Genomic DNA, 16,835 nt, shown 5'->3' with positions numbered 1-16,835 from the left:
TCAGTACCCCGGCGGCGCGGCGGCGGGCTCCTCGCTGCGCCGGCGGGCCTGGGCTCGTGCGCGCACCTGCTCCAGCACGATCATGCCCACACCGGCCAGCAGGAAGACGGCCGCGATGATCGCGGCGACGACGGACGAACGGGCCAGCCCGGAGCCCGCGAGCACCGCGGCGGCTATCGCACCGGCCGCCGCGAGCAGCAGCAACCCGAACCCCGCCCAGTTCCTGGTGTCGGCCAGCGTCGATCCCGGCGGCGGCGCGGGGTCGCGCGCGATGTCCGGAGCGTCATCGATGGGAGGTATCTCCCATGGTCCGTCGTCCGCTGTCACTGGTGTTTCCTCCCGCCGCGATACCGGCCGCTGTCGCGGTATCTGATGCGGGAAGGATGCCCGGATCGTCTCCACCGAAACGCGAGCGCGGACACACCCGGACCGGGACGTGGCTTCAGTTGTAGGTCTTGGTGACTCCGTCGAGCAGATGCTCCAGGGTGTCGTAGGTCGGGGTGGCGACGACGTCCAGCAGCTCCGCGGGCACCGGGGCTTTGCGTTCGGCGGCGACCTTCGCGAACTGCGCGCCGTCGTTGGTGCGGAAGCCGTGCTCGGCGGCCAGCCGCTGCAACTCCGGATCCGTGGACAGCAGGCGGCCCAGCCGGTCGCCGGTCGCGCCGAACGGCACCAGCGTGTGCCGGGACAGCACCGTCGGAGACGGGTACAGCAGCGTCATCTCGGGTTTCACCTGGCCGCGCACGATCGCCTCGACGTACTGCGCCTCGTAGATCCACGCCATCGGCGTCGGGCCCATCCCGGTGGCGAGGTAGTTGTTGAACGGGCCATCGGTGGTGTTCTCGGTGTACCCCTGGCCCACGAACAGCCGCGACACCGCGGGCAGGACGGCCTGCTCGGCGGCCGGTCCCTGCACGATCGTGTTGTTGTTCGCGACATAGCTGGCGGCGGCCAGATACATGGCCGCCGAATTCGAGCTGCGCGGATCGGTGGTGGAGATCAGGATGTTCTTGCGCACCGGGTACGCGGCGTTGTCGGGCAGCTCGTCCCAGCGGGTTCCGTTGCGGACGATTTCGAGGTAGCGGCGCAGGTCCAGCGTCGGCACCGGGCCGGGGCGCAGCGCTCCCGCCTTGGCGAGCAGTTCGGTGATCGGCGTGAACGTCGCGATGGCCATCGGCGAGGAGAACGGCGTGTATTTCACGGTGACGTTGCGCTGCCGCTGGATTCGCTCGGCCGCCTGTTCACTGGACGGGAAAGCGAAATCGAATTTCGCGAGATCGATGGACGTGGCGATCTGGCGCGACCCGGCGGGCTCGACCTCGACCCGGACGCCGTTGCGCGCCAGCGCGTCGATCACCTTCTGGTCCTGGAAGAAACCCATCTTCTCGGACCCGACCACGCCATGGACGACGGTGAGCGGCGCGGCGGGAGACGGCGCGGCAGCGGGCGCCTCGGGAGCGGGTTGCCGCACGGCGAGGGCGACGGCGATCACCGTCAGGATGACGACGGCGCCCACCGCATATGGTGCGAAACGCTTCTTCGACGACCACACCGCACGCAATTCCGAGATTTTTCCCGAAAAGGTCGCGGAGGGCGCCTGCGCCTTGTCCATCGGGACCGTAGTGGGCTGGACTTCCGCTTCGGGGGACTTCTCCAACTCCCGCCGCACCACCCGCTCGACCAGAATGGGAACGAATTGCCGCACCGGGTGGCCCTCGAACTTCTTTCGCGCCGCCCCTACCGTGCTCTGGATATGCTCCGGAGAATAAGTCTCGGTGTAGTTTTCGACCAGCCGCTCCGTCATCTGACGGATCGCCTGTTCCTCTCGGACGGTATCGACAACCACCACAGTCTCCTCGGCGTCGGGGGGTAACGCGGCAGCGTCTCCGGCCTGCACCGCGCCGGCCAACACTAGCCCCATCATGTTGCCGCCGACATCCGGGCAGACTTCCCGCCGATGAACGATTTCGCCTGCGCCGGTGCGTATCCCACGTCGTCTCGCACGTCTGTCCGCCCAGCTCACAGGCCCTGCGAACCGCTCGAGCGCGGTGCACGCGACAGCCCGCCTACACCGGCCCGGGACCCGAACTCGCCACGCAGAATTCAATGGGCAATCTCCGAGCCGCCACCACGTGTTGTATTCCCGTTTCCCACCGCCGCAGGGCTTCACGTCGCAGTCGTCGCGCTTCCGCACCCAGCCGACGGCCGCACGTGCGGCACCGAAGTTACTTTCCGGTAGCGCCGACCGGGAAGTTGACGATATCGTCAGCGTATTTGCCGTCGAAAGGAGCGTCATGTCTCGGGTCGCCGTGGTCACCGGTGCGTCGTCCGGAATCGGGAAGGCTACGGCCGCCGCACTGGCCGGGCGGGGGTACCGGGTGATCGGCACCAGCCGGAATCCCGACGCCATCGGCTCCGACGCCGTGCTGCCGGGCGTCGAATACCGGGCGCTCGACCTCACCGATACGGCCTCGATCGATGCCTTCGCGGCCGGTCTGGACCAGGTCGACGTCTTGGTGAACAACGCGGGCGAGAGCCAGGCGGGCCCGCTCGCCGAACTGCCCACCGACGCCGTCGAGCGACTGTTCCAGCTCAACGTGCTCGGTCCGGTCGCGTTGACCAAAGCGGTGTTGCCCGGCATGCGGGAACGCCGATACGGGCGCGTCGTCATGGTCGGCTCGATGCTCGCCAGCTTCCCGATGCCCTACCGCTCCTCCTACGTCGCCACCAAGGCGGCACTGCGCGGCTTCGCGGTCGCCGCCCGCTTCGAGGAATCCCCCTTCGGCGTCTGGATCACCGCGGTCGAGCCCGGCCAGATCGACACCGGCCTCCGCGAACGTCGCACCAAATACCTCACCGAAGGCTCGCCCCACACCGCCGACTTCACCACTTTCATGGCGAAACTCGACGAAAACCAAGCCAAAGGCATCACCCCCGAAAAGGTCGCCACCACGATCGTCAAAGCAATAGAAGCCGACCGCCCCCACCCCCTCTACGCCGTAGGCAGCAACGCCCCCGCCCTCTTCACCCTCCGCCGCCTCCTCCCCCGCACCGCCATGGAACGCATCATCGCCCGCGCCCACGGCCTTTCGCGTTGACGGATTGCGGGCCGTGAGGCCCGCTACCCACCTCCATCGCGCACCGCAGCTGCGTAGCCCCCACACCACAGAGTCGATGGGCGCAGACGATTCACCGGCCGCGCTCGATTCCCGGCGCCGTTCCTAGCGCGGTTCCGCGGACTTACCTGGTTGGGTGTCGGCGTTGGCCAACGGTATGGCCACCGAGGTTGGGTGGGCAGCAGCTCATCGACCCGAGGAGCGCCCTCCACTGCTGCGGACGCATTGCGGACCGAGGTGCGCCGACACCGGCAGCCCTGGCGACAAGAAACGGACCTACCTGCGGTCGCAGCAGTGCCCCCAGTCGGACTCGAACCGACACTTGGCGGATTTTAAGTCCGCTGCCTCTGCCAATTGGGCTATAGGGGCGTCCGGGACAGCGTACCGAGTCGTACGGCTGTACCGGAATTCCGACAATTCGCCGGGGTGGCGGGGCGTCGGCCGTGGCCGGGTGCCGGACGGCGCGGTCGGGTGACCGGTGCCGATGACGGCGGTTTCCAGCCCGGGGCCGGCAGGCGTCCCAGAGAACTAGATCGGTGACGGCGGGCTGGTGTTAGCGTCCACGGATCATCTCGGCGTGTCGGATGTCCGGAGCGGGGTCAGCGGCGTGGCGGTAGCGGGATTCGGGCCAGATCGGTGGCGATGTGGATCTCGCCGGTGAAGTACTTCGCCGCTTCCGCCAGGTGCTCGTCGAGATCGCGGTAGCGCTGGGAGAAGTGGGTGAGCACCAGGGTGCGAACGCCCGCGTCGGCGGCCACCCGCGCGGCTTGGCCCGCGGTGAGATGACCGTACTCGACCGCCAGATGTTCGTCGGCGTCCAGGAATGTGGCTTCGATGACGAGCATGTCGACATCGGCGGCGAGTTCCCGGACGCCGGGGCACAGCCGGGTGTCCATCACGAAGGCGAAGCTCTGACCGGATCGAGGTTCGCTGATCTCCGCCAAACTGATTGTGCGCCCATCGGACTCGACGCTGCCGCGCTGTTGCAGTTCGGAGATGATCGGCCCGCGTAATCCCAAGGCGCGCAATCGGTCCGGCAGGATGCGGCGACCGGGCGGCTCGCTGAGCCGATAGCCGAAGGTGTCCACCGGATGCGACAGCGGCACCGCCGTCACCGTGAACGGCGCCTCGGGCAGGTCGACGGGCCCCGGTCCGGCCACCGGGCGCGGCCGCAGTTCGGCGCGGTGGTAGTAGGACGTCGCGTTGACCAGCCGGTCGTAGTACACCGCGCCGGACGCGGGGAACCAGACGTCGACCGGATGCGGCACCCGATCGAGGTTGATCCGCTGCACCACCCCGGCCAGCCCGAGGCTGTGGTCGCCGTGGAAATGGGTGATGGCGATCCGGGTCAGCCCGGTGGCGGTCACACCGGCATAGGTCATCTGCCGCTGCGTTCCCTCACCGGGGTCGAACAGGATCGCCTCGTCGTCCCACCGGAGCAGGTACCCGTTGTGGTTCCGCTGTTTCGTCGGCACCTGACTCGCGGTTCCGAGCACAACCAACTCACGCTGCGACACGGCGTCAGGCTAGCCGCCCACCTCCGAGGAGCCGAACACGGCCGCGTCACTCGAGAGCAGGAGCCTTCCGGAGCAGGGAGTTGCGCCGGGAGTAGGTGAAGTAGACGACGAACCCGATCACCATCCACACCAGGAACCGCAGCCAGGTCTCCACCGACAGGTTCAGCATCAGCCACAGGCACGCCAGCACCGCCAGGACGGGGACGACCGGCACGAGCGGGACCCGGAATCCGCGCGGCAGGTCCGGGCGTGTGCGCCGCAGGATGAGCACGCCGATCGACACCAGCACGAACGCGAACAGCGTCCCGATGTTGACCATCTCCTCCAGCGTGCCGAAGTCCACGAACCCGGCCAGCAGCGCGCATGCCACGCCGACGATGACGGTGACGCGCACCGGTGTGCCGTTCTGGCCGGTGTGCGCGAGCCTGCGCGGCATCAGCCCGTCGCGCGACATCGCGAACAGCACCCGCGTCTGCCCGAGGTACATCACCATCACCACCGTGGTGAGCCCGGCGAGCGCGCCGATGGAGATGATGTTCTTCGCCCAGGTCACTCCGTGGATGCCGAACGCGGTCGCCAGGGTCGCGTCGCCCCCGGCCAGCTCGGTGTAGGGCACCATGCCGGTGAGCACGAGCGACACCGCGACGTACAGGATCGTGACGATGAGCAGCGAGCCGAGGATGCCGCGCGGCACCGCCTTCTGCGGGTTGCGGGTCTCCTCGGCGGTCGTGGCGACCACATCGAAGCCGATGAACGCGAAGAACACCAGGCTGGCCGCGGCGAGCAGGCCGTACCAGCCGAAGTTGCTGTCCCCGGCGCCGGTCAGATAGGAGAACAGCGACTGCCGCAGGCCCTCGCCGCGCTCACCCGCCTGCGACGGCGGAATGTAGGGCGAGAGGTTCGACGACTTGAAGTAGGTGGCGCCCACGACCAGCACCAGCGCGATCACGCCCAGCTTGATGGCGACCGCCACCGCCGAGACTCGCGAGGACACCTTGGTGCCGGTCGCGAGCAGCACGCCGAGCACGGTGATCAGCAGCACCGCGCCCCAGTCGAAAGTCACCGGGCCCAGGTGCACGATCGGGGAGGTGGTGCCGAGTACCTCGCCGAGGTACTGCGACCAGCCCTTGGCCACCACCGCCGCGGCGAGCGCGAATTCCAGGATCAGGTCCCAGCCGATGATCCAGGCCACGAGCTCGCCGAAGGTGGCGTAGGAGTAGGTGTAGGCGCTGCCCGCCACCGGCACGGTGGAGGCGAACTCGGCGTAGCAGAGGGCGGTCAGCCCGCAGGCGATCGCGGCGAACACGAAGGCGAGCGAGACCGACGGGCCCGCGACATTGCCCGCGGTGCGCGCGGTGAGGGTGAAGATGCCCGCCCCGACCACGACGGCCACGCCGAAGACGGTGAGGTCCCAGGCGGTCAGGTCCTTGCGGAGTTTCGAGTCGGGCTCGTCGGTGTCGCGGATCGACTGTTCGATGGACTTGGTGCGGAACAGGCCGCCCCACCGAGACGAGACATCACCCGCCGGATCGGCTTGTGGCCCGGGGTTAGTCACGCGTTCTCCTTAATTCGTGCTGCTGTGCTTGGTGTTCTGTACCCATGCGGCGAGTCGATGCACGCCGGTCATGAATTTGCTGGCCATTAGCGCATTGGCGGTGACGATCAGCCCCGCACACACCACGACCGCCCGGTGATACCGGAGTACGCGAACCCGTGACCTGGGTCATAGAACCGAGCCAAACTACCCGACACCGATGTTCCGGGACCAACCGGGAAGAAGATACCGGTGCCGAACTTGTCGCTTCGACCATCTCCCGAAGATGGCATCCGCTGCGGCGCCGCGGGGGATTCGTTTGTTCTGTTCAGCCGGGCGGAGGAATCGGACCGGGGCACGTGGTTTGCCCGCCGGCCGACCGGGCACCCCGCAAGCGACAGGCAAACCAGCCCCCGCCCACTCCCAGGAAGCGTTGAGCTGATGGTCCACGTGGAAATCACCGTGCCGACGACACCGGAAGACGTCTTCGCCGTCCTGGCCGACGGATGGCTGTTCTGCGCCTGGGTGGTCGGCGCCACCCACATCCGCGACGTCGACGACGAGTGGCCCGGCGTCGGCGCCCAGCTGCACTACAGCGCAGGCGTGTGGCCCTTCACCGTGAACGACACCACCAAGGTCGTGTCGGTGGATCCGCCGCACATGCTCGAACTGGAAGCCAAGCTCTCGCCGATCGGCGCCGCGTGGATCCGTCTGGAACTCGTCGAGACCGTGCCCGGCGAAACCCAGATCCGGATGTACGAGCACGCCGAACGCGGGCTGGGGAGAATGGTGCCCAATGTGCTGCAAGAGCTCCTGTTGGTGCCGCGGAACATGGAGTCGCTCTCCCGGCTCGCCGACATCGCGGTCGGCAAATCCCGCCGCAGTCGCACCGAACTGGGCGTTCGAGCCGGAACCGACACGCACGCCGAGGTGAAACTCGACGGACACCCGCTGCAGACCTGACCGGACGCGCGGGCCGAGCGGAATCAGGCGATCGACAAGGCGATGCCGTCGAGGATGTCGTGCTCGCTGACGACAAGTTCGGCGATGCCCGCGCGCCGGGACAGTTCCTCGGCGAGCACCTCGGTGATGACCGCGCCGCCGCCGATCACGTCGACCCGGCCGGGATGCATCGGCCCGAGCGCGGCGCGCTGATCGTGGTCCATGGCGATCAGGCGGTCGCAGACCTGGTGAACCTGATCCAGGGTCAAGCGGGTGAGGTGCACCCTTTCGGAGTCGTATTCCGGCAGATCGAGCGCGACCGCGGCCAGGGTGGTCATCGTGCCCGCCACGCCGACCCAGGTGTGCGCGCCCTCCACGGGAACGTGCGTGAACGCCTCGGTCAACCGCTCGGTGGCGAAGGCGCGGGCGGCGGCGATCTCCTCCGCCGTCGGCGGGTTACCCGCCAGGCACCGCTCGGTGATGCGGACGCAACCGATGTCGGCGGAGAACGCGGCCCGCACTCCCGCGCTGTCGCCGAACACCAGCTCGGTGGAACCGCCGCCCAGGTCTACCACGACGAAAGGCCCTGACGCGCTGGACAACTCCCCGATCGCGCCGGCGAACGACAGGCGCGCCTCCTCGTCGCCGGTGATCACCTCGGCTTCCGCGCCCGCGACAACGGTGCCGAGTTCGGCCCGCGCCATGGCGAAGAAGTCCTCCCGATTGGCGGCGTCCCGGGTGGCGGACGTGGCCACCATCCGCACCCGGCCGACCCCCGCCTCGCGCATCAGCGCGGCGTAGTCGGCCAGGGCGGCGCGGGTGCGCTCGATCGCCTCGGGCGCCAGCGAGCCGGTCGCGTCGACCCCTTGGCCAAGGCGGACGATGCGCATCTCCCGGTGCACGTCGGCCAAGCGTCCGTCGCCGAGCACGTCGGCGATCAACAGTCGGATGGAGTTCGTGCCGCAGTCCACGGCGGCTACCCGGTCACTCATCGCTGTGCTCCAGATTCTCGCGGGCGGTCGGATGCGCGGGCCAGTCGGCCGGAATCGCGGTGCCGCGCAGGCCGTGCTCGGCGGCCAGCGCCACGGCCTCGTCACCGAGCGGGTTCACGCCCGGCCCCTTGGCCAAGGCGTGGGCGATCAGGACGTGCAGGCACTTGACGCGTTCGGGCATCCCGCCGCCGGTGAAATCGGTACCGAGCGATTCGATTTCGTCGCGTTCGGCCAGATAGCTCTCGTGCGCGGCGCGATAGGCGGCGGCCAGCTCCTGGTCGGCGGCGAGCCGCTCCGTCATCTCCCGCATCACACCGGCCGATTCCTGTCTGCTCGCCTCCGCGGTGAGCCGGGGATCGGTGAGGTAGTAGAGCGTCGGGAAGGGGGTGCCGTCCGGCAGCCGGGGCGCGGTCTTCACAACGGCCGGGATCCCGTCCGGGGTGCGGTAGGCGATGGCGAGCACGCCGCGCGGCGCACGGCCCAGCTGCTCGGCGATGATCGCGAGATCCTGGTCGGTGGGTGCGGTCACCTATGTCCTTCCGGTGCTTGCGGTAGTGGCGCGGCGGCCGCGGGCGTGGGCTGCGGCTCGGCGATGCTGCGCCACACTTCGGTGTACCAGGGATCGGGTTCTCTGGCTCTGGTGGGCGCGGGCGGCGGCGCGGGGGCCTCGATGCCGGGCACCTGCACGATGTACGGCGTCTCGCCGGGCATCACCAGGCGCAGGCGGTCCCGCGCCTCGGTACGGATGTAGGCCGGATCCTGTTGCTGCGCGCGACGATCCCGTAACCGGGCGAGATCCGCCTCGAGTTCCGCGCGCTGCTGCGCCAGTTGCGCCGCCTCCGCGCGCTGGGTGAAGTACGTGCGCATGGGCACGGCGAGGGTGAGCGCGAGCCCGCACACCACCATCGCGAGGATCACCGCCTTGCCGGTGGAGAGACCGAGGAAGGTGTGGTCGTGCTTGTCGCCTGCCGAACGGGACGCGATCGTGCGCGGCTTCGGTTTCTCCGCGGTCTCCGATCGCCTGCGGCCGCGTTTGGCCGCGGCATCGGCCGGGCGTGATCCGGCGGCACGCGACGTGCGGCGGTCCCCGCGTCCGGCCGGACTGGTCCCACGCGCACGTCGCTCCGTCATCTCACGCCTCGGTCTCTACTTCGCCGGCGCCCTGCGTGGGTCGGGCACACCACCCCCGCCGGGCACCGCAGGTCAGCCTTCGAACGCGAACCGGGGGAACGCGACGTCGCCGGCGTAGCGCGCCGAATCGCCGAGCGCGTCCTCGATGCGCAGCAGCTGGTTGTACTTGGCGACGCGCTCGCTGCGGGCGGGAGCGCCGGTCTTGATCTGGCCGCTGCCCACCGCGACGGCGAGGTCGGCGATGGTGGTGTCCTCGGTCTCGCCGGACCGGTGCGACATCATCGTCTTGTAGCCGTTGCGGTGCGCCAGCTCCACCGCGTCCAGGGTCTCGGTGAGCGTGCCGATCTGGTTCACCTTCACCAGCAGCGCGTTGGCGGCGCCCTTGGCGATGCCCTCTTCCAGGCGCTCCGGGTTGGTGACGAACAGGTCGTCGCCGACGAGCTGGATCTTCTCGCCGATCTGGTCGGTCAGGGTCACCCAGCCGTCCCAGTCGTCCTCCGAGAGCGGGTCCTCGATGGATACCAGCGGGTAGGCGCCGATCAGTTCGGCGTAGAACTGCGCCATCTCCTCGGCGGAGCGCACGACGCCCTCGAACTTGTAGCCGCTGCCGGAGGTGTAGAACTCGGTGGCCGCGACGTCCAGCGCGAGCGCCACGTCACTGCCCAGCTTCAGGCCGGTCTTGCCGATGGCCTCGCTGATCAGGTCGAGCGCGGCCTTGGTGCCGGCCACGTCGGGGGCGAAACCGCCCTCGTCACCGAGACCGGTGGACAGGCCCTTGGCCTTCAGCACCGCCTTGAGGGCGTGGTAGACCTCCGCGCCCCAGCGCAGCGACTCCTTGAACGTCGGCGCGCCGATCGGGGCGACCATGAATTCCTGCACGTCGACGCCGGTGTCGGCGTGCGCGCCGCCGTTGAGGATGTTCATCATCGGGACGGGCAGCACGTGCGCGTTCGGGCCGCCGAGGTAGCGGAACAGCTCGAGCCCCGAGGACTCGGCGGCGGCGCGGGCCACGGCCAGCGAGACGCCGAGCAGGGCGTTGGCGCCGAGCCGGGACTTGTCCTGGGTGCCGTCCAGGTCGAGCAGGACCTGATCGATGGTGCGCTGCTCCACGGCGTCGAGGCCGATGACGGCGGGCGCGATCTCGTCGAGCACACCCTCGACCGCCTTGCGCACGCCCTTGCCGCCGTAGCGCTCGCCACCGTCGCGCAGTTCCACGGCCTCGTGCTCGCCGGTGGACGCGCCGGAAGGCACGGCGGCCCGGGTCAGGGTGCCGTCGTCGAGAGCGATCTCGACCTCGACGGTGGGGTTACCGCGGGAATCCAGGATCTCGCGAGCTCCGACCTGTTCGATGATGGCCACGAAAACGACACTCCTTCGGCTGCTGACACGGTTGGTCTCACGGGATGGGCCGTGCGCTGCGAGCCTATCGTCCCGGCGGCGGCGCGGGTAACCGGCACTCCGGGGACCGGGGGATCACACCCGGCGGCCGATGCTGTAGCTGGCGGCCCGATCGCGCACCGTCAGCAGGTAGGCGTGCGACTGGTTGTAGGTGAGCAACGCCCGCTGCCAGCCGTGCTCGGAAGTGAGGTCACCGCCGCTGGCGCACAGGTATCTGGCGGCGGTGAGCGCGGCGTCGTCGATGTTCTGCGGATCGGCGGCGCCGTCGCCGTTGGCGTCGACGCCCCAGCGCTTCCAGGTCTCCGGGATGAACTGCAGCGGGCCGACGGCGCGGTCGTGCACCGGATCGCCGTCGAGCGCGCCGTCGTCGGTGTCCTGCACCAGCGCGACGCCGGGCGAGCCGTCCAGCGGGACGCCGATGATCGGCGGGCGGACCGAGCCGTCCGCATCCAGCTTCGCCCCGCGGTGGGTGCCGTGCTTGCTCTCCACGCTCGCGATGCCCGCGAGCGTCGTCCACGCGACGCCGCAGTCGGGACGCGCCCTGGTCATCACGGCCGCCGCGTAGCCGTACGCCTCCAGCGCGATCGACGGGATGCCGAGCCCGTCGGCCTGCTCGTCGGCCCAGCCGCGCAGTTGGACGGCCGTGCGGCCGGGAGCGTCCAGGTCGATCACGGGCAGCGGAGTGCCCGGCCCGGGCGGAATGCCCTCCGGGATCGGGGTGCGGTCGACTCCGCAACCGGCGAGCCCGAGGAGCACCACGACGGCGGCCGAGACGCCGGTCTTTCGCAACACCCCTTCCATCATCCAGATGACGGCGCGCTGCCGCGGCGAGCCGGTGACGAAAGCCACTGCGTGTCGGATGCGCTCATGGCTCCGCGCCGTTCGGGGTTCAGACGAGCAGTTCGCTGGTCGCGTTGTGCGTCGGCGCGGCGAGAACCGTTTCGGTGTCGCCTGTTTCGACGATGCGACCCTGATCGAGAACGAGCAGCGTGGGGCAGTATTCGGCCACCAGGGCCATGTCGTGGGTGATGATCAGCAGGGCGGTGCCGCGTTCGGTGCGAATCCGGTCCAGCAGCGCCATGATCGCCGCCGCCGTGTGGTGGTCCAGTGCCGAGGTGATCTCGTCGCACAGGAGCACGGCGGGTTCGGCGGCGAGAGCGCGGGCCAAGGCCACGCGCTGGCGTTGTCCGCCGGACAGCTCGTGCGGGTAGCGGGCCGCCAGGTCGGCGGACAGCTCGACAGCGGCGAGAAGTTCGGTGATCCGCCGCGCGAGGTCCCGGCGCGCGACACGCCCGATCCGCCGCAGCGGGCGGCCGAGCGTCTGCGCCACGGTGCGGCGAGGGTTGAGCGCGGACCTCGGATTCTGGGTGACCAGCTGAATACCGCCCGCGCCATACCGGATTCGCCGATTCGCGCCCACGGTGATCGGGGTCCCGCCCAGTTCGAGCGCACCGGTCGCCGAAGCATGCAACCCCGCGATGACGCGCGCCAAGGTGGTCTTGCCCGCGCCCGACGCGCCGACCACCGCGAGCGCGGAACCCGCCGCGAGCGCGAGATCGATATCGGTGAGCACCCGGTGTCCGTCGATCGAGGCGCTGATTCCCGCAGCCCGCAGCACGACATCGCCTTGCGGCCGGTCGTCGGCGGCCGGAAGGCTGCCTGCCGAGCCGTTTCGCGCCCGATCGAAGTCAGGGCGCGACTGTCGGGCACCGCTCGCTGCCGCCACGGGCTCTGCGGGTTCACCGGCTGTCGGGACATCGGCGATCGTCCGGCTCGCGGCTGGATCGGCAGACGTGGCGGACAACGGGCGCGTTCCCGGCTCAGCAGACGCACCGAACGTTCTCTCCGGCGAACCGTTTCCCTGAACCTGATACCGGGGCTCCACCGCCGCACCGGACGATTGCCCCAGCGAACCGTCCACCCGAACCGCATGCTCCGACTCGGCCCCCGCCACACCCGACGACCTCCCCGGCAAACCGCTCACCTGAACCGAACGCTCCTGCTCAGCCGCCACACCCGACGACTTCCCCGGCAAACCACTCGCCTCCACCGAATGCTCCGACTCGGCCCCCGCCACACCCGACGACTTCCCCGGCGAACCACTCATCCGAACCGGATGCTCCGACTCAGCCGACCGCTTCCCCGGCAAACCATTCGCTCGAACCGGATGCTCCGGCTCGACCGACGACTTCCCCGGCGAACCACTCACCCGAACCGGATGGATGGACGCAGGGAGGATCGCGCCGAGTTCGACGATGTCGTCGGCGATCGAGTGCACGAGAGCCGTGTCGTGCCCGGACAGCAGGATCGCCGCCGACCGCTCGCGGGCCAGTGCCGCGAGCTGCCCGGCGATGTCGGTGCGCAGCGCGCCGTGCAGCCCGGCGAGCGGCTCGTCGAGCACCAGCACGCCGGTCCGGCGGATCAGCGCCCTGGCGAGGGCGACGCGGCGCTGCTGGCCGCCGGACAATTCACCGGGGCGGCGGCGCAGATAGTCCGGCGACAGGCCGACCAGCGCGAGCGTGTCGGTCAGGGTGGACTCGGGCGCCCGCGGCGCGACCTCGCGCAGCAGGGCGCGCACGCGCAGCAGCGGGTTCAGCGCCGAACCCGGGTCCTGCCCGACGTAGGCGATGTGCCGACGCCGGAAGCGATGCAGCGCCGCACGATCGAGCGCGAACACGTCGTGTCCGGCGACCGACACCGAACCCGTCGCGCGCGCCGTGGCCGACGGCAGTTGCCCGAGCAGGGCGCGCATCACCGTGGTCTTGCCCGACCCGGACGGACCGGTGAGGGCCGTGACCGTGCCCGCCGGAATCCGGAATGTCGCCGGCCCGGCCAATTCCCGCCCGTCCGGGCCCAGCACGGTCAGGCCCGCGACCGCGACGAGGTCGTGCCGGACGCCGTGCGCCGCACCCGTCCGGCTTTCGTGTTCGACGACGTGCGCGTTCATTCCCGCTCCCCTCGCCCGAACGCCGCCACCGCTAGATTCACGCTCACCGCGACGACCGCGATGGCGAGGCTCGGAGCCAGCACCGCCCAGGGATTGAGCAGCATGCCGGAGGCGTTCTCGCGCACCATGACCGCCCAGTTGCTCGCGCCCAGCGTCGTCGGAAGTTGCAGGAACGACGCGGTGCTCACGAGGTAGACCCCGGCCACGAAACGCAGGCCGAGCTGCGTCGTCGACACCGCCCGCAGATTCGGGATCACCTCCCGGAACACGAGATGTCCGAGCGACTCACCCGCGGCTCGCGCGCTCTCGACATATCCGGATGCCGCGACACCGGCGGCGGCGGCGGTGAAGATGCGCGCGCAATATGGGACGCCGAACAGCAACGCCAGCACGATCAGTCCCGCGGTGCCCGCGTCCGGCCACGAGGTCAGCACGAGCAGGATCCCCAGCACCGCGGGCAGCAGGATGAACAGGTCGGTGCCCAGTTCGATCCACTCGCCGATCCGTGGGCGCAGTGCCGCGACCGCGCCGAGGACACACGACAACCCGGTCACCAGCACCGCGATGATCGCGGCCACCAGCAGCAATCCCCACCCGCCGTAGAGCAGGTGACTGAGCACGTCGCGGCCGAGCCGATCGGTGCCCAGCGGCGCGCCCGCTCCGGGAGCGCCGAACGGGATGCCGATCGCCTCCTCCGCCGGATGCGGAGCCAGCGTCGGCCCCGCCGCCGCCAGCAGCGTGACCAGCAGCGCGGGCACGACCGTCAGCCGTCCGAGCCGACGCGCCCGGCTCCCGATCTTCGTGGAAGTGTTCATCGGCGCCCCCGCAGCGACCAGGTGCGGATACCGTCGGCGACCGCGAGCACGACCATGATGACCACCCCGGACAGCGCGACGACCGCGGCGACCACCGAGGTGTCGCGATCGGCCACCGAACCGGCCAGGACCGCACCGAGACCCGGATAGTTGAAGACCGTCTCCACCACCAGTGCCCCGCCGAGCAACATCCCGACCGTGGTGGCGAAGCTGGCGACGATCGTCGGCAACGCGAACGGCAGCACATGCCGCACCAGCACCGTGCGGCTCGAAAGACCGTCGAGCACAGCGCTTTCCACATGAGGAGCGAGCGCGGCGTCGGACAGGGCCGCGCGCACCACCCTGGTGTTCCACCCGATCTGGGGCAACGCGAGCGCGAACACCGGCAGCACCAGCATCTCCGGTCCGGCGGGCATCCCCGAACGGCCGGTGATGGTGACCGCGGGCAACCAGCCCAGCGCCAATGCGAACACCAGGATCAGCACGGTGGCGATCACGAACTCCGGAACGGCCACCGCGGTGGTCGTCGTCGGCTGCAACACGCGCGCGGCCACGCTGCCCGGACGCGTGGCCCACCACGCGCCGAGCGCGAGCGACGCCAGCACCGTCACTGCCAGGGCGAGCCCACCGAGCAGCAGCGTCGGCGGGAACTTCTCGACCAGCAGGTCGTTGACCGGCCGTCCGCGCGCGGTGCGCCCGAAATCGCCGGTGGCGACGCCCGATATCCACTGCCAGAACCGCACCGCCAGCGGCCGGTCCAGGCCGAGTTCGCGCTCTTTGGCCGCGATCTGCTCCGGCGCGGCCTCCCGGCCGAGGACCGTGCGGGCGGTGCTGCCCGGCAGCAGGTCCACGGCGACGAAGACACAGGCCAGCAGCGTCACCAGCAGGATGACGCGCCGCAGCAGGAGTCGCGCGAACGAGATCACCCGGCCAGCCAGGCCTTCTCCAGCTGAACCCGGGCGAACCCGCCGAGCGTGGGCAGGTCACGCACCCGGGCGGCGGCGATGTCGATGCCGTCGGCCATGCCCCACACCAGGTATCCGCCGCGTTCGTACTGGATGCGTTGCAATTCCCGCGCGGCCTGCCGGTATTCGTCGTCGCTGTGCGCGGCGAGCGCCTTGGCCGTGGCCGCGTCGAACGCCGCGTCCTTGAAGCCGGTCTCGTTGCGGTTCGAACCGCTCGACAGCAATTTGCTCGCGAAGAACAGCGTGGAATCGTTGGTGCCCCACGAGATCGTGTACAGCGGCGCCTTCAGCCACGTCTGGTCGTAGAAGGCGTTCGGCTCCTGGGTGACGACCTCCAGCCGGATGCCGATCTCGGCGAGCTGGGTGGCGATCACCTTGGCCGATTCGACCTCGCCGGGCGCCTCGGCCTTGGTGACGAACGGGTAGCCGCGTCCGGTGTCGAAATTCGCCTCGCGCAGCAGCGCCTTCGCGCGGTCCACGTCGCGGGTGCGCTGGGCGAGGGAGGTGTCGTAGAGCGGATCGCCGGTGCCGAGGATGTCGTTGGCGATCGTTCCGTATCCGGAATGCACTTGGTTGACGAGGGCTTTGCGGTCGACGCCGAGCCGGAGGGCGGTGCGCACCCGCGCGTCGGCGAACGGCCCGTCGGAGGTGCGCATGGCGACGCCGACCACCGTGTCGTTCGGGCGGCGCACGACCGTCAGGTCGCCGCGTCCCTCGGCGGTGCGGCCCGCGATGGCTCCGACGTTCGAAGCCAGGTCGATCTGCCCGCCGAGTACCGCGTTGCCCAGCGCGGTCACGCTCTCGAACATGGTGACCTCGATGGCGTCCAGCGGCGGCGGCCCGCCGTGCCACCGCTCGTTGCGCACCAGCCGGGCGTTGCCGCCCTGGTAGGACTCCAAACGGAACGGTCCGCTGCCGACCGCGCCGGTGAAGTCGGTGGTGTCCTTCTTGGCGGTGAACGTCATCAACCGGACCAGCAGCGGCAGCTGGGTATTCGGCTCGGGCACGGCCAGGATCACCCGGTTCGGCCCGTCGGCGGTGATGTCCTCCACGGCCACCGGCATCTTCGACGCGCCGCCGATCGTGCGCAGCCTGCGCAGCGACCATACGACGTCCTCGGACGTCACCGGTGAGCCGTCATGGAAGGTCGCGTTCTCGGCCAGGGTGAAGCTCCAGCGCCGTCGATCGGCATCCGGCTCCCAGCGGGTTGCCAGGCGCGGCACGACATTCGGATTTCCACCCGGCACCGTGAGCGCGTCGTAGACCAGGGACGTGATCAGGAAGTCGCTGTCGTTGCTGAGGTTGGCGTGCGGGTCGCGTTCGATGCGAGCCGCGGTGCCGAGCGCGCCGACCCGCAGCGTGCCGCCACGCCGCGCCGGTCCGGACGTGTCGCCGCCGTCGGAACAAGCGGCTGCCAGCAGCACCGCTCCCGCCCCGAGGCTCGACCGCAGCAGTTGCCGTCGATTCAAAACCATTGC

General features: G+C 69.9%; 15 protein-coding genes and 1 tRNA gene. 2 read left to right on the top strand and 14 right to left on the bottom strand.

Translation table 11 applies throughout. The features are described from left to right. Both ABZ552_RS09345 and ABZ552_RS09340 read right to left on the bottom strand, forming a co-directional pair. Positions 1-327 (bottom strand): hypothetical protein, encoded by a 327-nt coding sequence (locus ABZ552_RS09345; RefSeq protein ID WP_281877608.1) that lies wholly within the window; start codon positions 325-327, stop codon positions 1-3. A 115-nt stretch (positions 328-442) separates the two neighbouring features. Continuing rightward, positions 443-1,846, bottom strand: coding sequence for a three-helix bundle dimerization domain-containing protein (locus tag ABZ552_RS09340; RefSeq protein ID WP_357436342.1), 1,404 nt, complete (start codon positions 1,844-1,846; stop codon positions 443-445). Positions 1,847-2,294: 448 nt separating this feature from the next. Here ABZ552_RS09340 and ABZ552_RS09335 point away from each other — a divergent pair, with 448 nt between their 5' ends. After that, positions 2,295-3,098, top strand: a complete 804-nt coding sequence (locus tag ABZ552_RS09335; RefSeq protein ID WP_281877606.1) for an SDR family oxidoreductase — start codon at positions 2,295-2,297, stop codon at positions 3,096-3,098. A gap of 313 nt (positions 3,099-3,411) precedes the next feature. On the opposite strand, the gene ABZ552_RS09330 is transcribed toward ABZ552_RS09335, so the two are convergent. From ABZ552_RS09330 to ABZ552_RS09320, 3 genes are all read right to left on the bottom strand, one after another. Beyond that, positions 3,412-3,485: transfer RNA gene (locus ABZ552_RS09330), tRNA-Leu, on the bottom strand. Positions 3,486-3,715: 230 nt separating this feature from the next. Then, complete coding sequence (locus ABZ552_RS09325) at positions 3,716-4,633, bottom strand: ribonuclease Z (protein ID WP_281877605.1); 918 nt, start codon at positions 4,631-4,633, stop codon at positions 3,716-3,718. A 46-nt stretch (positions 4,634-4,679) separates the two neighbouring features. Further along, entirely contained in the window at positions 4,680-6,188 is a 1,509-nt protein-coding gene (locus tag ABZ552_RS09320; protein WP_281877604.1) for an amino acid permease, read from the bottom strand. 420 nt (positions 6,189-6,608) lie between these two features. Here ABZ552_RS09320 and ABZ552_RS09315 point away from each other — a divergent pair, with 420 nt between their 5' ends. Continuing rightward, complete coding sequence (locus ABZ552_RS09315) at positions 6,609-7,130, top strand: SRPBCC family protein (protein ID WP_357436340.1); 522 nt, start codon at positions 6,609-6,611, stop codon at positions 7,128-7,130. Positions 7,131-7,153: 23 nt separating this feature from the next. On the opposite strand, the gene ABZ552_RS09310 is transcribed toward ABZ552_RS09315, so the two are convergent. The 9 genes from ABZ552_RS09310 to ABZ552_RS09270 all read right to left on the bottom strand — a co-directional run bounded on the left by ABZ552_RS09310 (position 7,154) and on the right by ABZ552_RS09270 (position 16,832). Then, positions 7,154-8,101, bottom strand: coding sequence for a Ppx/GppA phosphatase family protein (locus tag ABZ552_RS09310; protein ID WP_281917283.1), 948 nt, complete (start codon positions 8,099-8,101; stop codon positions 7,154-7,156). Continuing rightward, on the bottom strand, positions 8,094-8,630 hold the full coding sequence (locus ABZ552_RS09305) for a DUF501 domain-containing protein (protein WP_159843062.1): 537 nt from the start codon (positions 8,628-8,630) through the stop codon (positions 8,094-8,096). Before ABZ552_RS09305 ends, ABZ552_RS09310 begins: the two co-directional genes overlap by 8 nt. Then, entirely contained in the window at positions 8,627-9,232 is a 606-nt protein-coding gene (locus tag ABZ552_RS09300; protein WP_281917282.1) for a septum formation initiator family protein, read from the bottom strand. Before ABZ552_RS09300 ends, ABZ552_RS09305 begins: the two co-directional genes overlap by 4 nt. Positions 9,233-9,304: 72 nt before the next feature. Next, the gene (gene eno, locus ABZ552_RS09295; protein ID WP_281877600.1) at positions 9,305-10,591 is read right to left on the bottom strand and encodes a phosphopyruvate hydratase; all 1,287 of its coding nucleotides are present in this window, start codon (positions 10,589-10,591) and stop codon (positions 9,305-9,307) included. Positions 10,592-10,705: 114 nt separating this feature from the next. Beyond that, a complete protein-coding gene (locus tag ABZ552_RS09290; protein ID WP_281880752.1) occupies positions 10,706-11,434 on the bottom strand; it encodes a lytic murein transglycosylase in 729 nt (242 codons plus the stop codon). 85 nt (positions 11,435-11,519) lie between these two features. Then, positions 11,520-13,577 carry an ATP-binding cassette domain-containing protein gene (locus ABZ552_RS09285; protein WP_357436337.1) on the bottom strand — a complete coding sequence of 686 codons (2,058 nt, stop codon included), beginning with the start codon at positions 13,575-13,577 and terminating at the stop codon, positions 11,520-11,522. Next, entirely contained in the window at positions 13,574-14,392 is an 819-nt protein-coding gene (locus ABZ552_RS09280) for an ABC transporter permease subunit (protein WP_357436335.1), read from the bottom strand. The genes ABZ552_RS09285 and ABZ552_RS09280 overlap by 4 nt, the downstream gene beginning before the upstream one ends. Then, positions 14,389-15,318 carry an ABC transporter permease gene (locus ABZ552_RS09275; protein WP_357436333.1) on the bottom strand — a complete coding sequence of 310 codons (930 nt, stop codon included), beginning with the start codon at positions 15,316-15,318 and terminating at the stop codon, positions 14,389-14,391. Before ABZ552_RS09275 ends, ABZ552_RS09280 begins: the two co-directional genes overlap by 4 nt. Continuing rightward, positions 15,315-16,832 carry an ABC transporter substrate-binding protein gene (locus ABZ552_RS09270; RefSeq protein ID WP_357436331.1) on the bottom strand — a complete coding sequence of 506 codons (1,518 nt, stop codon included), beginning with the start codon at positions 16,830-16,832 and terminating at the stop codon, positions 15,315-15,317. Before ABZ552_RS09270 ends, ABZ552_RS09275 begins: the two co-directional genes overlap by 4 nt. Positions 16,833-16,835: the final 3 nt, after the last annotated feature.

It is taken from the genome of Nocardia sp. NPDC019219 (assembly GCF_040632645.1).
In the GTDB taxonomy this organism is placed as follows: domain Bacteria; phylum Actinomycetota; class Actinomycetes; order Mycobacteriales; family Mycobacteriaceae; genus Nocardia; species Nocardia sputorum.
Note: the sequence above shows the minus strand (reverse complement) of the source record. Positions and strands in the feature narration are given on the sequence as shown.

What these genes read in the sequence shown, in the direction of transcription:
- ABZ552_RS09335 (WP_281877606.1), top strand. Translation starts at nt 2,295, where the DNA reads ATGTCTCGGGTCGCCGTGGTCACCGGTGCGTCGTCCGGAATCGGGAAG.
- ABZ552_RS09315 (WP_357436340.1), top strand. Translation starts at nt 6,609, where the DNA reads ATGGTCCACGTGGAAATCACCGTGCCGACGACACCGGAAGACGTCTTC.
- ABZ552_RS09310 (WP_281917283.1), bottom strand. Translation starts at nt 8,101, where the DNA reads ATGAGTGACCGGGTAGCCGCCGTGGACTGCGGCACGAACTCCATCCGA.
- ABZ552_RS09300 (WP_281917282.1), bottom strand. Translation starts at nt 9,232, where the DNA reads ATGACGGAGCGACGTGCGCGTGGGACCAGTCCGGCCGGACGCGGGGAC.
- ABZ552_RS09290 (WP_281880752.1), bottom strand. Translation starts at nt 11,434, where the DNA reads ATGATGGAAGGGGTGTTGCGAAAGACCGGCGTCTCGGCCGCCGTCGTG.
- ABZ552_RS09285 (WP_357436337.1), bottom strand. Translation starts at nt 13,577, where the DNA reads ATGAACGCGCACGTCGTCGAACACGAAAGCCGGACGGGTGCGGCGCAC.
- ABZ552_RS09280 (WP_357436335.1), bottom strand. Translation starts at nt 14,392, where the DNA reads ATGAACACTTCCACGAAGATCGGGAGCCGGGCGCGTCGGCTCGGACGG.
- ABZ552_RS09270 (WP_357436331.1), bottom strand. Translation starts at nt 16,832, where the DNA reads ATGGTTTTGAATCGACGGCAACTGCTGCGGTCGAGCCTCGGGGCGGGA.